Raw genomic sequence first — 13,278 nt, 5'->3', positions numbered from 1 at the left:
CTCGGACCAGAACATGCCGACCGACCAGGCATCTTCAGGGAACGTCACGTGTTCCAGGACCGTCACCGCCGGGATGTCCCACCACCGCATTGGCCGCAGTACTGCGCGTGTCGACCGCTGTACACGCGTTTGCGGGGCAGGAGGGTCGGCCGAATGCGGTTCCGCCGTTCCGCTGCCGCCGCTCGTCGCGGCACTCACCGCAACGCCGGCTGGCTCACCGGCTTACGCGCGCCCGGTTCGACGGCGTCCGGACGGCGCAGGTAGAGCGGCACGGGCGGTAGGAGCGCGGTGTAGCCGTCGGGTGTGGAGGTGGGTGTGAGTGTTGGTGTGGGTGTGGAGGTGGGTGCGAAGGGTGCTGTCAGTCGACGGACCGTCAAGTCGGCTAGGTCGGCGGCGGTGGGTAGCGTGGGGGCGATTGGGATCGGGAGGGAATCCGGGTACTTCACCGGCCCTTCACCAGCCACCGGCAGGCCGGCCACCTCGGGCGCGACCGCGTGCGGCCAGTCCACCGCAGGGTCGGTCACCCGCCGGTCCGGGGCCGCGTAGCGGGCCCAATAAACCTCGCGGCGACGCGCGTCGGTGGCGACCGCGAACGGCCCGTCGTGCCGCACCGCCCAGGCGAGGATGTCCAGCGTGCACACCCCGTGCACGGCGATGCCGAGCGCGTCGGCGAGCGCCTGTGCGGTCACCAACCCGACCCGAAGCCCGGTGAACGGGCCGGGCCCGACTCCGACCGCCACGTCGGTCAGGTCGTGGCGTGAGCATCCGGCCTGCGCAAGCACCGTGCGGATCCCGGGCGCTAGCAGTTCTCCATGGCGGCGGGCGTCGACCTCGGTGTGTTCGGCGAGGGTCCGGGTTCCATCGTGTAGCGCGACGGTCACCGCCGGGGTCGCAGTGTCAAAAGCCAGGAGGAGCACGTGAGCCATTATTGCCCTACCCGGCATGCAATCAGGTACGGCTTCCCGGCCCGTGCGGCATGATGGGTCACCGAATCTTGTCCTCAGGGACGCCGGTTCCGAGAGTGGCCGCTCTTCGACGTTGGCCAGATTGGACGCAGCGATGGGTAGACGCGGCATCGGGTCACGCGGCGCCGGACCGTCGGCCGGACCGTCGCAGTACGCTTCGGCACGCCCGCAGTCCGGCTCGCGCGCCGCGCCGAAGAAGCCCGGCCACGGCGCGACGTACTCGGTCCTCGTGATGACCGCCGCCTCGCTGGTCGGCGTGGCGGTGCTGGCCGCGCAGGCCGCGGCGACCGCGCCGAAGGTGTCGAGCAGCGCGATAGCCAAGACCGGCGGCACCGTCTCCACCCCGCAGGCCAAGGGCGGAACGCCTGCTGCGTCCGGCACGCATTCCAACGCCACGGCGCTGCCCGCGAACTCCGGCTCGGGGCCGCGCATCGTCTACGGCGAGGCCGCCAGGCGCGTGTGGCTGGTCTCCGCGTCCAACGCGGTGGTACGCACCTTCGTCGTCGTGCCCGGCACGGTGACCGCTCCGACCGGCAACTTCAGCGTGACGAACCGACTGAGCTCGGCGGCGGGCACGGACGGGACGCCGGTGCAGTACGTGGTGCTGTTCAACAAGGCCAGGGTCGACGGAAGCTCCACGGCCTTCGGCTTCGACGCGGTGGCCAACGTGACGGGCATGCCGCCCGCACCGACCGCGCGCACCGGCGGCGTCCGGATGACCCAGGCTGACGCCCAGGCGCTGTGGACCTTCTCCAACTTCGGCACGGTTGTCGTGGTCATGCCGTGAGCATGGGCTAGGCGAAGCGGGCTGCGAGGTCGGCGCCGTGTGCGGTGATCGTGATCAGGCGCGCCTCGTCGGTGGCAGTGTCGGCGTCAGCGGACGGGCTCGCGCGGGCGATCCGGATCTCCAGCCGCTCGCCTGCCAGCACCTCGGCCTTGCCCTCGCCCCACTCGACCACGGTGACCGAGTCCTCCACCGAAGCGTCCAGATCCAGGTCGTCCAGCTCGGCGAGCGAGCCGAGCCGGTAGGCGTCCACGTGCACCAGCGGCGCCCCGCCGACCAGGGACGGATGTACGCGCGCGATCACGAAGGTCGGCGACGTGATCGGGCCGCGCACGCGCAGTCCCTCGGCCAGGCCCTGGGTGAACGTGGTCTTGCCCGCGCCCAGTTCGCCCGAGAGGATTACCAGATCGCCTGCACGCAACCGCTCGCCGAGCGCACGGGCGACCTCCTGCGTCCGCCGCGCCGTTTCCGCCCGAACCTGATCGACCACGGTGACTTCCACGGTGCTGAATCCTAGACGTGCCGAATCCCAGACGTGCTGCATCCCGGGGATCGCGCTACGAGGCGTTCGACGACTCGTCGAGGCGCGCCTCGACTCGGTCCACCAGCCTGCGCAGCGCGCTGTTCACCTCGTCCGGATGCTCCAGGATCACCACGTGCCCGGCGTCCTGCACGATCACGAAGTCGGCGTCCGGGATCGCGTCGGCCATCGCCCGGCTGTGCTTGAGCGGCAGCAGCAGATCGTGGTCCGCGGCGAGCACCAGCGCCGGGACGCGGTCGAACACCGGGAGCGCGTCGGTCTTGTCGTGCACCCGCAGCGCGGTGAAGAAGCGGGCGATCACCTCGATCGGCGTCGACTCGATCAGCTCCTGCACGAACCGCACGACCGACTCCGGGGCGTCCGATCCGAACGCGTAACGCCGCGTCAGCACCAGCCCGACGTCGCCGCCGGCCCGCCGGCCGCGCTCGACCAGCGCGCGCTGCTTCGTGAGCAGGTCGAACATGCCGGGCGCGGTGCGGTGGAAGAGCTTGGCGGCCAGCCTCGGCAGCCCGAACTCAAGGCCGCTGATCTCCCCGGCAGAGGTCGACATCAGCGCCACGCCGACGATCCGGTCGCCGAACAGCTCCGGATGCGTCTCGGCCAGCGCCATCATCGTCATTCCGCCCATCGAGTGACCGATGAGGATGATCGGACCGGTCGGACAGGTCGCCTCGATCACCGCGTACAGGTCCTCGCCGGTAACCTCGACCGACAGTTCGGTGTCCGGCCGCAGCCGGTCCGAGCGGCCGTGGCCGCGCTGGTCCCAGAACACCATCCGGTACTCGCCGGAGAACTCCGCGCGCTGGTGGTGCCAGCAGTCCTGGGGCAGGCAGAAGCCGTGGGTGAACAGCAGCGTCGGGAACTCGCGCAGGCCGGGACGTCCCGCTCGCGTGGCCGGGACGCGCCGGCCGGCCCGCCGCCAGTCCACGGTGCGCGGCCAGCCGAAGGGATCGTCGACCTCGACGTAGAGTTCGGTGCCGTCGGCCGCCATCACGGTCTGCGGAACCCCGCGCAACGTGCCGAATGCGTCTCCCGGGTCGTGGATCTCCGCCATGCGGCGCACGGCGCGGCCGATGGTGAACCGCTCGACCGCGATGCCGACGGCGGTACCGGCCGCGACGACGCCAAGCGCCGCGCCGACTATGCCGGCACTGCGCGGTATGGCGCGCTGTAGTAGCGCGCCCTGCGCACTACCTGACGCACTCTCGTCCACGAGAAGCTCACCCTTCCGCTTACACGCCCCCTTGCTGCTCTATAAAGGGTGTTACCTCTAGGTAGCAGTTCATGCCTCGCCGCTAGGCGTTGAGGTAGACGCGTGGTACGCGCGGGCCGATCCGCGTGACGATCTCGTACGCGATGGTGTCGATCCGGTCGGCCCAGTCCTGCGCGGTGGGCTCGCCGCGGTCCCCGGGGCCGAAAAGGACGACCTCGTCGCCCACACCGGCCTCTTGAGCGTCCAGGTCGACGACGAACTGGTCCATCGCCACCCGGCCGGCGATCGTGTGCCGCTGGCCGTCGATCCAGACCGGTCCGACGTTGGAGGCCGTGCGCGGGATTCCGTCCGCGTACCCGGCGGGGACCAGGCCGAGCCGGGTCGGGCGGGGCGTGTAGTACGTGTGGCCGTAAGAGATGCCGTGCCCGGCGTCCACCTGCTTGACCAGGGCGAGCCGCCCGACGAGGCTCATCGCGGGCCGCAGGCCGAAGTCCGCGGCGCTGCCCTCGTGCGGCGCGGGCGAGAGCCCGTAGCTGGCCAGGCCGCTGCGCACCAGGTCGAAGCGGCTGCCCGGGAGCAGCAGCGCGGCCGGGGAGTTGGCCATGTGCCGCACCTCGGGTCGCAGCCCGGCGGTCTCGGCCAGCGCCAGCGCGTCGCGGAAGACTGCCAGCTGCGCAGCCACCGAGGGATGGCGCGGCTCGTCGGCGCAGGCGAAGTGGGACCACAGCCCGGTGACGGTCACCAGGCCGTCCTTCTGCGCCTTGACCGCCTCCTCGACGATCAGCGGCCAGTCCCGGGGCTGTGCCCCGTTGCGGCCGAGGCCGGTGTCGGCTTTCAGCTGGATCCGCGCCGGCCGACCGGTCGTGCGCACGGCGTCGGTGACCTCGCGCAGCGCCCACAGGCCGGAGACGGAGATGTCCACGTCGGCAAGCACCAGGTCGGCGAACGCGTCGCCGGGCGCGTGCAGCCAGGTCAGGATCCGCGCCGTCAGTCCGGCCGCACGCAGCGCCAGCGCCTCCTCGGGCAGCGCCACGCCGAGCCAGGTCGCGCCGGCGTCGACTGCGGCACGTGCGCACGCGACCATGCCGTGCCCGTACGCGTCGGCCTTCACGACCGCCATCACATGCGCCGGTCCGGCGACCTCACGCATCCGCCGCACGTTCGCGCGGACCGCGGCGAGATCGATCCGCGCCTCCAGCCGGGCAGGCTCAGCGCTGTTCATGTCTGAAGATTGTGCCAGGCCTGCGGAATCGCGGCGAGCAGGTCACCGGCTGAGATCGGGGTCCCGCTGTCGCCGGCGGCCCGGCCGGCCATGCCGTGCAGGTAAGCGCCGACGCTCGCCGCGTCCAGCGGACCGAGTCCGGCGGCGAGCAGGCCGCCGATCAGCCCGGCGAGCACGTCTCCGCTGCCTGCGGTGGCCAGCGCGGGCGTCCCGGTCGGATTGGCTCGAACGGTCGACCCGCCGGGCTCGGCGACGAGCGTCGTCGAACCCTTCAGCAGCACCGTGGCACCGAACGTGTCGGCGAGGCGGCGCACCGAGTCCAGCCGCTGTGTTTCGACGTCTGCACGCGCGACGCCGAGCAGCCTGGCTGCTTCACCCGCGTGTGGAGTGAGCACGCAGTGGGTGCCCACGTTCGCGTGGACATAATTCAGCGCACCTGCGTCGAGGACTGTGGGCAGACCGCTCTCGATCACCTGACGCGTACGCTCGGCCGAGTACGCGTCGTCGGCCGGAAGGCCGCTGCCGCACACCCACGCCTGCACCCGCCCGACCTCCGCCGGGAGCGCGTCCACGACCAGGATTTCCGGCCAGCGGCGCAGTATGTCCGCCGAGACCTCGCGCGGCCCGGAGTAGCGGATTGCGCCGCATCCGGCGCGCAGCGCGCCTCCCACTGCCAGCACTCCGGCGCCCGGATACTGCACGGAGCCGCACGCGACGCCGACGACACCGCGGCCGTACTTGTCCGTCGTGTGTGCGGGCCGGGGCAACAGCGCCGCGACATCCGCCACCTGCAACGCATCGACGGCCGGTTGCGGCGGCAGCGCGCTCAGGCCGATGTCGACGAACTCGACGACCCCGGCGCGTTCTGCCGCCGGGTCGATGAGCAGGCCGGGCTTGTAGGCGCCGAAGGTCACGGTGACGTGCGCACGGATCGCCGTCCCGGAGACCTGCCCGGTATCGGCGTCGATGCCGCTCGGCAAGTCCACAGCCAGGACCGGCGCGCCGGACGCGGCGGCGGCCTCGGCGAGATCGGACGCGGGGGCACGCAGTGCGCCCTTGCCACCGATGCCGAGTAGACCGTCGATGATCAGATCAGTGCGCTCAAGCGCCGCAAGGTCGCCGATCCGACCGCCCGCGTCGCGCAGCGCCGCGAGCCCGCCGCCGTGCACCCGCCCCGGATCGAGCAGGATCGCGTCGACGCGCACTGCCCGGCGGGCCAGCAGTACTCCCGCGTACAGCGCGTCGCCGCCGTTGTCGCCGACGCCGACCAGCAGCGTGACTCGCGCGCCGTACACGCCGCCGGACTCGCGCAGAATGCGTGCCGCGACGGTCGCGAGACCGGCCGCGGCGCGCTGCATCAAGGCGCCGTCGGGCAGACGGGCCATCAGTTCGGCTTCAGCGTGCCGGATCGCTTCGACGGAATAGGCGCGGCGCATGGCCCGTCACCGCTCGGCGACCACGACGGCGGAGGCGATCCCCGCGTCGTGACTGAGCGACAGATGGAACGCGGCGACGCCGAGTTCCGCGGCGCGTGCCGCGACCGTGCCGCTTACCGTGAGCATCGGCCGGCCTGACGGCTCGTTCGTCACCTCGGCGTCGTGCCAATGCAGGCCGCCCGGCGCGCCGAGCGCCTTGGCGAGAGCCTCCTTGGCCGCGAACCGGGCGGCCAGCGACGCGATCTTCAGCTCCCGCTCACCCGGGGTGAACAGCCGCTGCGCCATGCCCGCGGTGCGTTCGAGGCTCGCCTCGAACCGCGCGATGTCCACCACGTCGATGCCGACTCCGACGATCATCGCCCGGCCGCCCGATCAACCACGGGGGAAGCCGATGTCGGACGGGCCGTAGCCTCCGGCCGGCGCCTGCCGCGGCCGGGTCGCGAACGACAGGGTCCAGCTGTCCTGCTGCTCGCCGTCGAGGGTCAGCTCCCAGGTGTAGCGCGAGTCGGCGTCGAGGAGCATCGACTGGACGTTGAAGGCGAGCGGGACGTCGATGGGGGAACCCGGCTTGACCCCCGGCGGCCTGCCCACCTCGACCTGGCCCTCGATCCGGGTCGGGACCGCGCCCTGCGGACCCATCTGGCTGACCGCCCGGCCGTCCTGGTCGGTCAGCGCCAGGGCGAACTGGATCCGGCTGTTGGTCCGGTCCCAGGGCACGGAGATGATCAGCGCGATGGCGCTCGGCGCGGTCGGCGTGTCGGTCGCGCTCCACCCTCCGCCGGCGATGAAGAGCTTGCCTCCGGCCACTTGGGCGTGGTCGCAGAGCATCATGGTGACATTCATGGCAGCGATCGGATCCTCAGCGGTCACTCGACGGTCACGGACTTCGCAAGGTTGCGCGGCTGGTCCACGTCCAGGCCCTTGGCATCGGCCAGGGCGCAGGCGAAGACCTGAAGCGGCACTGTGGCTACCAACGGTTGCAGCAGTGTCGGCAGTTCCGGCACCCGGATCAGCGTGTCCGCGTACGGCGCGACCGCGTCGTCCCCGTCCTGCGCGATCACGATGGTCTTCGCGCCGCGCGCCCGGATCTCCTGGATGTTCGAGACGATCTTGTCGTGCAGCAGCGGCCGGGACGGCGGCGGCACCACCACCACGACCGGCAGGTCCTGCTCGATCAGCGCGATCGGGCCGTGCTTGAGCTCGCCCGCGGCGAAGCCCTCGGCGTGCACGTAGGCCAGTTCCTTGAGCTTGAGCGCCCCCTCCAGCGCGACCGGGAACCCGACGTGCCGGCCGAGGAACAGCACCCTGCCCTCGTCCTTGAGCGCCCGGCCGAGTTCCCGGACCGGCCCCATCCGCTCCAGCGTCTCGGCCACCTTCGCCGGGGCCGAGTTTAACTGCCCGAGCAGCGTCTTGATTTCGTCCTCGTACTTCTCCCCGCGCACCTGCGCCAGGTACAGACCGACCAGGTAACACGCGATCAGCTGGGTGAGGAACGCCTTCGTCGACGCGACCGCGATCTCCGGCCCGCCGTGCGTGTACACGACGGCGTCCGACTCGCGCGGGATCGTCGCGCCGTTGGTGTTGCAGATCGCCAGCACCCGCGCGTGCTGGTCGCGCGCGTGCCGCAGCGCCATCAGCGTGTCGGCGGTCTCGCCGCTCTGCGAAATCGCTATCACCAGCGTGTCGCGGGTCAGGATCGGGTCGCGGTAACGGAACTCGGACGCCAGTTCGCACTCCACCGGGATGCGGGTCCAGTGTTCGATCGCGTACTTGGCGATCAGCCCGGCGTGGAACGCGGTGCCCGCCGCGATCACGACGATCTTGTCGACGCTGCGCAGCTCCTCCTCGCTCATCCGCATCTCGTCGAGCGTGAGCTTGCCGCCGGCCGAGACCCGGCCGAGCAGGGTGTCCGCGACCGCCTGCGGCTGCTCGTCGATCTCCTTGAGCATGAAGTACTCGTAGCCGCTCTTCTCGGCGGCCTTCACGTCCCAGTCCACGTGGAAGCGCTTGGCCTCGGCCGGGGCGCCGGAGAAGTCGGTGACGGCGACCGCGTCCCGGCGCACCTCCACCACCTGCCCCTGGCCGAGTTCTATGGCCTCGCGGGTGTGCCCGATGAACCCGGCCACGTCGCTGCACAGGAAGGCCTCGCCGTCGCCGACCCCGACCACCAGCGGCGAGTTCAGCCGCGCGCCGACCACCGCGTCCGGGTCGTCGGCGTGCACCGCGACGAGGGTGAACGCGCCGGCCAGCCGCCGGCACACCCGCCGCATGGCTTCGGCAAGGCTGCCGGACGTCTCCATCTCGGCGCCGAGCAGGTGCGCGACCACCTCGGTGTCGGTCTCGCTGCGCAGTTCCACGCCGCCCGCGGCCAGCTCGGCCCGCAGCGCGGCGAAGTTCTCGATGATCCCGTTGTGCACGACGGCGACCCGGCCCGCCGCGTCGAAGTGCGGATGCGCGTTGCCGTCGGTCGGACCGCCGTGCGTGGCCCACCGGGTGTGCCCGAGCCCGACCGTAGCGGCCGGCAGCGGCCGCTCGGCCAGCTCCTTCTCCAGGTTCGCCAGCTTCCCGGCCTTCTTGCGGCCGTCCAGCCGGCCGTCGGCGAGCACCGCGATCCCGGCCGAGTCGTAGCCGCGGTACTCAAGCCGCCGCAGGCCTTCCAGCACGACGTCCAAGGCCGGCTTCCCGCCGACGTACCCCACAATTCCGCACATGTCTGCCACCCTACCGGGCCGTGCTCCGGAACAACCCTTAGCCGGACGTCCGGGTCGGGTCATCCCCCGAGCGGACGCCGCACGACAGCCGCCGGGACTACGGTGTCCGCGTGTCAGTCATCGAGACGCGAGACCTCGGCAAACGCTATCCGGGCGGCGTGACCGCGCTGACCGGACTCACCCTGGCCGTCGAGCCCGGGATCACCGGCCTGGTCGGCGCGAACGGCGCCGGAAAGTCCACCCTCATCAAGATCCTGCTCGGGCTGCTCGACCCGACCGAGGGCAGCGCGCGGGTGCTCGGCCACGACACCCGGACCGACGGCGAACTGATCCGCGCCCGGGTGGGCTACATGCCGGAGCACGACTGCCTGCCGCCGGACGTGACCGCCACCGAGTTGGTCACGCATCTGGGCCGGATGACCGGGCTGCCCGCCACGGCCGCGAAGGAGCAGGCCGCCGAGGCGCTGCGGCACGTCGGCCTGCACGAGGAGCGCTACCGGCAGATCGGCACCTTCTCCACCGGCATGAAGCAGCGGGTCAAGCTGGCGCAGGCGCTGGTCGGCGACCCCGGGCTGCTGCTGCTCGACGAGCCGACCAACGGCCTCGACCCGGCGGGCCGGGACGCGATGCTGGCGCTGATCCACCGGATCGGCACCGAGTTCGGCATCGCCGTCATGGTCGCCTCCCACCTGCTCAGCGAGATCGAGCGGATCTGCGACCACCTGGTGGCGATCGAGGGCGGGGCGCTGCTGCGCGCCGCGTCGCTGTCCTCGATGACGCAGAACGTGCCGTGGCTCGCGATAGAGGTCGAGGAGGGTGGCGACCGGCTCGCCGCGCACCTGGCCGCCGCCGGAATAACCGTGCACCGCGAGGAGCGCGCGCTGCTCGTCCCGGTCGGCTCGGACGCCGTGTTCGACCTCGTACGCGACGCGATCGCCGACCTCGGACTGCCGCTCAACCGGATGGAACACCGACGGCACCACGTCGAAGAGCTCTTCGCCACCGGTGCCACCCGAACTCCTGCCACCGAACCCCGGGCCGCGGAGGCGCGACCATGACCACGACGAGCACCACCGCCGCTTCGGACGGCAACGGCAGCGTCATCCACGACATCGGATACAAGCCGTACACCGGCACCCGGCTCGGCCGGGCGCACATCGTGCGCGCGCTCTACTTCTTCAGCCTGCGCGCGGCCTTCGGCTTCGGCCGCAGCGCGCGGGCGAGGATCATCCCGCTGGCCACGTTCGCGCTGATGATGCTGCCGGCCGCGGTCTCCATCTACAAGGTGGCGGACGTCGGCGGATCGCTGCCGCTGCCCTACACGCACTACGCCTACAACACCTCGCTGCTGTTCTTCCTGTTCGTCGCGGTGGCCGCGCCCGAACTGGTCTCGCGCGACCTGCGGCACCACACGCTGCCGCTGTACTTCTCCCGGCCGCTGCGCCGCGCCGACTACCCGCTGGCGAAGCTGCTGGCGCTGGCCACCGCGATCGTGCTGTTCGAGGGACTGCCGCTGGTGGCGATGTACCTCGGCACCATCGCGTCGTCCACCAGCGGCTCGGGCGTGTGGGCGCAGACCAGGGATCTCGTGCCCGGCCTGCTGGTCGCCCTCGCCTACGGCCTGCTCTTCGCGCCGCTGACGCTGCTGATCGCCTCCACCACCGGCCGCCGCGCGCTGGCCACCGGGGCGATCGCGATCCTGCTGCTGGCCACGACCGCGATCTCGCACGTGCTCGAATCCGTCGGCACCCACGGGGACGGCCCGCCGCCGGTGGCGGTGACGCAGGGACCCGGTGCGCAGCAGGGTCCGGACACCAATCCCCCGCCGTTCAAGGAGACGATCACCTACAACGGGATCGCCCGCAACGGCGGCCTGGTCGACCCGCTGCGCCTGGTCGAGGGCACCCGGATCTGGGCCTTCCACGCCACCGACGGCAACATCCCCGATCCGCAGGGCGCCGGCGGACTGTACGCGGCCGAACTGATCCTGCTGACCGGCCTGACCGCCGGCGGCCTGTACCTGCGCTACCGGAAAGTTGGTGTCGCATGAGCACCGACGTCACAGCGGCCGCCTCCACGGTCCAGCTGACCAACACCACCCGCTGGTACGGCAACGTCGTCGCGGTCAACGACATCACCATGACGCTCGGCCCCGGGGTCACCGGGCTGCTCGGCCCGAACGGCGCCGGCAAGTCGACCCTGCTGCACATGATCTCCGGGTTCCTGGAGCCCTCGCGCGGCACGGTGACCATCGGCGGCACGGCGCCGTGGCGCAACCCCGGCATCTTCCGGACCGTCGGCCTGGTCCCGGAACGCGACTCGGTCTACGCCTTCCTGACCGCCCGCGAGTTCGTGGTCGCGTCCGCGAAGCTGCACAGGCTGCCCGACCCGAAGGCCGCCGCCGAACGCGCGCTGGAGATGGTCGAGCTGATCGACGCGGCCGACCGGACGATCGACACGTACTCCAAAGGCATGCGCCAGCGAGCCAAAGTCGCCGCGGCGCTCGTGCACGATCCGCAGGTCCTCCTGCTCGACGAGCCGTTCAACGGGATGGACCCGCGCCAGCGGCTGCACATGATGGATCTGCTGCGCGGGCTCGGCCGGGCCGGCCGCGTCATCCTGTTCTCCTCGCACATCCTGGAAGAGGTCGAACGCCTCGCGGACACGGTCCAGGTCGTCGTGGCCGGACGGCTCGCCGCGTCCGGCGACTACCGCACCATCAGGCGGCTGATGACCAACCGGCCGCACGTGTTCGTCGTGCGCACCACGAACGACCGCGCCCTCGCCCAAGCGCTCATCGGCTCTCCGGCGGTCCAGGGCGTGACGCTCACCGGCGCCGGCCTTGAGGTGCACGCGGGCGACCACGGCACGTTCACCCGCCAGCTCGCGCGCGCGAGCCGCGACGCCGGAGTCGGCCTGCGCGAAGTCATCCCGGCCGACGAATCGCTCGAATCGGTCTTCGCCTACCTCGTGGGAGCCTAGGGATGTTCAACCCGACCATCGCCAGGATCACCCTGCGCGCGCTGCTCGGCCGCAAACGCGCGTTCCTGCTCGCGCTGCCCGCGGCCGTCCTGCTGATCCTGACCATCGCGCTGAAGGCGGCGCACGGCGCCTCGCCCACCTGGCCCGGCGAGATGCTCGGCCGGGTCGGCTTCAGCGCGCTGCTCCCGCTGACCGCGCTGATCGTGGGCACCTCGGTGCTCGGCTCCGAGATCGACGACAGCTCGATCCTGCACCTGCTGGCCACCCCGGTGCCCCGTGAGTCGGTGATCGCCACCAAAGCCTTCATCGCGACCGTGGTGACGGTGCTGTTCGCCGCGGTGCCCGAATTCGTCGCCGGGATCATCGCGGCCGGGTCGGTCGGCAAGCTGGCGGTCGGCCTCGGCCTCGGCGCGGTCGTCGCCTCCACGGTCTACTCGGCGGTGTTCGTGCTGATCTCCACGGTCAGCAAGCACCCGGTGACCTACGCGCTGGCTTACGTCGCGATCTGGGAGGACCTGGTCACCAACCTGGTCACCGGCGCGAAGTACCTCTCCGCCGAGCAGTACGCCCTCGGCGTGGCGAACTCGATCGCGAAGAACGACGCGCTCGACGCGCACCTGACCGCCACCACCGCGCTGATCCTGGCCGTGATCGCCAGCGGCGCAGCACTCGCATTCGCCGCGAACCGGCTGCGCTCGTTCAGATTGACCGGGGATGCGTGACCGGCCAGCTCAGGCCGTCTTGACGGCCACCAGCGACTTGGCGAGCCCGCCGATCCGCTCCTGACGGATGGCGGAGTGCGGGAAGTAGTACGCCAACTCGGTCCTGCTCAGCAGCTCGACGCCGAGGGCGACGCGCAGTGCGGTCGGCCGGTCGTCGGGGCGGGAGTGCACCAGCGGCCAGCGGCGCACGATTCCCGCTCGGGCGGCCAGCGGCAGGAACTGGAAGCCGGGGAACAGGAAGTGCGGCTCGACCGGGAAGTACCGGTACGGGGTCTGGACCCAGTGGCGCGGAGCGAGGCCGCGCACCGCCTCGGCGAACCGCGCCCGCTGCTGGTGGCCGCCGACGTGTTCGATCACCGAGTTGGAGAACACCAGGTCGTACTCACCCTTGCGCACGTGCGCGGGCAGGTCGCAGGCGTCGCCTTCCTCGGCGGTGATCCAGTCCGGCGTCACTTCCGGCGGCGGCTCCAGATTGACCACGTGGACCCGCGCCGGGCGCACCGGCGCCCGCAGCCACGATTCCGGCCTGCCGCCGAGGTCGATCACCGACATCGAGCCGAGGTCGGGGAACTCCCGCCGAAACCACTCCCAGCGGCGCGCCCTGGCCTTCGCGCCGAGCGAAGTCGGCGAGTCCACGAACCGCTCACGCACACCACGCGTCCCGACCACAGTGCCGCCCCTTTTTCGGGGAAACACTGCCAC

14 protein-coding genes and 1 pseudogene are annotated in these 13,278 nt (G+C 71.5%); 5 read left to right on the top strand and 10 right to left on the bottom strand.

Going from position 1 to position 13,278, the window contains the following annotated elements; translation table 11 throughout:
• Both VGS97_RS29850 and tsaB read right to left on the bottom strand, forming a co-directional pair.
• Positions 1 to 198: pseudogene (locus VGS97_RS29850) on the bottom strand (hypothetical protein); the annotation flags it as partial.
• Positions 195 to 917 (bottom strand): tRNA (adenosine(37)-N6)-threonylcarbamoyltransferase complex dimerization subunit type 1 TsaB, encoded by a 723-nt coding sequence (tsaB, locus tag VGS97_RS22940; protein ID WP_326855693.1) that lies wholly within the window; start codon positions 915 to 917, stop codon positions 195 to 197. The gene tsaB and the pseudogene VGS97_RS29850, both read right to left, overlap by 4 nt.
• Before the next feature lie 142 nt (positions 918 to 1,059).
• On the opposite strand from tsaB, the gene VGS97_RS22935 reads away from it, so the two are divergent.
• Positions 1,060 to 1,752, top strand: coding sequence for a L,D-transpeptidase (locus tag VGS97_RS22935; protein ID WP_326855692.1), 693 nt, complete (start codon positions 1,060 to 1,062; stop codon positions 1,750 to 1,752).
• Positions 1,753 to 1,759: 7 nt separating this feature from the next.
• Here the strand turns inward: VGS97_RS22935 and tsaE are convergent, their stop codons facing one another.
• From tsaE to glmS, 7 genes are all read right to left on the bottom strand, one after another.
• Positions 1,760 to 2,251 (bottom strand): tRNA (adenosine(37)-N6)-threonylcarbamoyltransferase complex ATPase subunit type 1 TsaE, encoded by a 492-nt coding sequence (gene tsaE / locus VGS97_RS22930; protein ID WP_326855691.1) that lies wholly within the window; start codon positions 2,249 to 2,251, stop codon positions 1,760 to 1,762.
• A 55-nt stretch (positions 2,252 to 2,306) separates the two neighbouring features.
• Positions 2,307 to 3,503: an alpha/beta hydrolase gene (locus tag VGS97_RS22925; RefSeq protein WP_326855690.1), complete on the bottom strand. Its 1,197-nt coding sequence runs from the start codon at positions 3,501 to 3,503 to the stop codon at positions 2,307 to 2,309.
• A gap of 82 nt (positions 3,504 to 3,585) precedes the next feature.
• Positions 3,586 to 4,725, bottom strand: a complete 1,140-nt coding sequence (gene alr, locus VGS97_RS22920; RefSeq protein ID WP_326855689.1) for an alanine racemase — start codon at positions 4,723 to 4,725, stop codon at positions 3,586 to 3,588.
• Positions 4,722 to 6,161: an NAD(P)H-hydrate dehydratase gene (locus VGS97_RS22915; protein ID WP_326855688.1), complete on the bottom strand. Its 1,440-nt coding sequence runs from the start codon at positions 6,159 to 6,161 to the stop codon at positions 4,722 to 4,724. The genes alr and VGS97_RS22915 overlap by 4 nt, the downstream gene beginning before the upstream one ends.
• A 6-nt stretch (positions 6,162 to 6,167) precedes the next feature.
• Positions 6,168 to 6,518: a holo-ACP synthase gene (locus VGS97_RS22910; RefSeq protein ID WP_326855687.1), complete on the bottom strand. Its 351-nt coding sequence runs from the start codon at positions 6,516 to 6,518 to the stop codon at positions 6,168 to 6,170.
• A gap of 15 nt (positions 6,519 to 6,533) precedes the next feature.
• Positions 6,534 to 7,004 carry a DUF6941 family protein gene (locus VGS97_RS22905; RefSeq protein ID WP_326855686.1) on the bottom strand — a complete coding sequence of 157 codons (471 nt, stop codon included), beginning with the start codon at positions 7,002 to 7,004 and terminating at the stop codon, positions 6,534 to 6,536.
• Positions 7,005 to 7,027: 23 nt separating this feature from the next.
• Positions 7,028 to 8,872: a glutamine--fructose-6-phosphate transaminase (isomerizing) gene (gene glmS, locus VGS97_RS22900; protein ID WP_326855685.1), complete on the bottom strand. Its 1,845-nt coding sequence runs from the start codon at positions 8,870 to 8,872 to the stop codon at positions 7,028 to 7,030.
• A 110-nt stretch (positions 8,873 to 8,982) separates the two neighbouring features.
• Here glmS and VGS97_RS22895 point away from each other — a divergent pair, with 110 nt between their 5' ends.
• The 4 genes from VGS97_RS22895 to VGS97_RS22880 are packed head-to-tail and all read left to right on the top strand — an operon-like array spanning position 8,983 to position 12,576.
• A complete protein-coding gene (locus tag VGS97_RS22895) occupies positions 8,983 to 9,930 on the top strand; it encodes an ABC transporter ATP-binding protein (protein ID WP_326855684.1) in 948 nt (315 codons plus the stop codon).
• Positions 9,927 to 10,922 (top strand): hypothetical protein, encoded by a 996-nt coding sequence (locus VGS97_RS22890; protein WP_326855683.1) that lies wholly within the window; start codon positions 9,927 to 9,929, stop codon positions 10,920 to 10,922. Before VGS97_RS22895 ends, VGS97_RS22890 begins: the two co-directional genes overlap by 4 nt.
• Positions 10,919 to 11,854, top strand: a complete 936-nt coding sequence (locus VGS97_RS22885) for an ABC transporter ATP-binding protein (protein WP_326855682.1) — start codon at positions 10,919 to 10,921, stop codon at positions 11,852 to 11,854. Before VGS97_RS22890 ends, VGS97_RS22885 begins: the two co-directional genes overlap by 4 nt.
• 2 nt (positions 11,855 to 11,856) lie before the next feature.
• Entirely contained in the window at positions 11,857 to 12,576 is a 720-nt protein-coding gene (locus VGS97_RS22880; RefSeq protein ID WP_326855681.1) for an ABC transporter permease, read from the top strand.
• A gap of 9 nt (positions 12,577 to 12,585) precedes the next feature.
• On the opposite strand, the gene VGS97_RS22875 is transcribed toward VGS97_RS22880, so the two are convergent.
• Complete coding sequence (locus VGS97_RS22875; protein ID WP_326855680.1) at positions 12,586 to 13,245, bottom strand: class I SAM-dependent methyltransferase; 660 nt, start codon at positions 13,243 to 13,245, stop codon at positions 12,586 to 12,588.
• Positions 13,246 to 13,278 lie beyond the last annotated feature (33 nt).

Source organism: Actinocrinis sp. (assembly GCF_035946395.1).
GTDB lineage: Bacteria > Actinomycetota > Actinomycetes > Streptomycetales > Catenulisporaceae > Actinocrinis.
This window is presented reverse-complemented; position numbering and strand designations above follow the sequence as displayed.

Excerpts from the sequence above, each read along its gene's own strand:
- VGS97_RS22935 (WP_326855692.1), top strand. The coding sequence starts at position 1,060 with ATGGGTAGACGCGGCATCGGGTCACGCGGCGCCGGACCGTCGGCCGGA.
- alr (WP_326855689.1), bottom strand. The coding sequence starts at position 4,725 with ATGAACAGCGCTGAGCCTGCCCGGCTGGAGGCGCGGATCGATCTCGCC.
- VGS97_RS22915 (WP_326855688.1), bottom strand. The coding sequence starts at position 6,161 with ATGCGCCGCGCCTATTCCGTCGAAGCGATCCGGCACGCTGAAGCCGAA.
- VGS97_RS22910 (WP_326855687.1), bottom strand. The coding sequence starts at position 6,518 with ATGATCGTCGGAGTCGGCATCGACGTGGTGGACATCGCGCGGTTCGAG.
- VGS97_RS22905 (WP_326855686.1), bottom strand. The coding sequence starts at position 7,004 with ATGAATGTCACCATGATGCTCTGCGACCACGCCCAAGTGGCCGGAGGC.
- glmS (WP_326855685.1), bottom strand. The coding sequence starts at position 8,872 with ATGTGCGGAATTGTGGGGTACGTCGGCGGGAAGCCGGCCTTGGACGTC.
- VGS97_RS22890 (WP_326855683.1), top strand. The coding sequence starts at position 9,927 with ATGACCACGACGAGCACCACCGCCGCTTCGGACGGCAACGGCAGCGTC.
- VGS97_RS22885 (WP_326855682.1), top strand. The coding sequence starts at position 10,919 with ATGAGCACCGACGTCACAGCGGCCGCCTCCACGGTCCAGCTGACCAAC.
- VGS97_RS22880 (WP_326855681.1), top strand. The coding sequence starts at position 11,857 with ATGTTCAACCCGACCATCGCCAGGATCACCCTGCGCGCGCTGCTCGGC.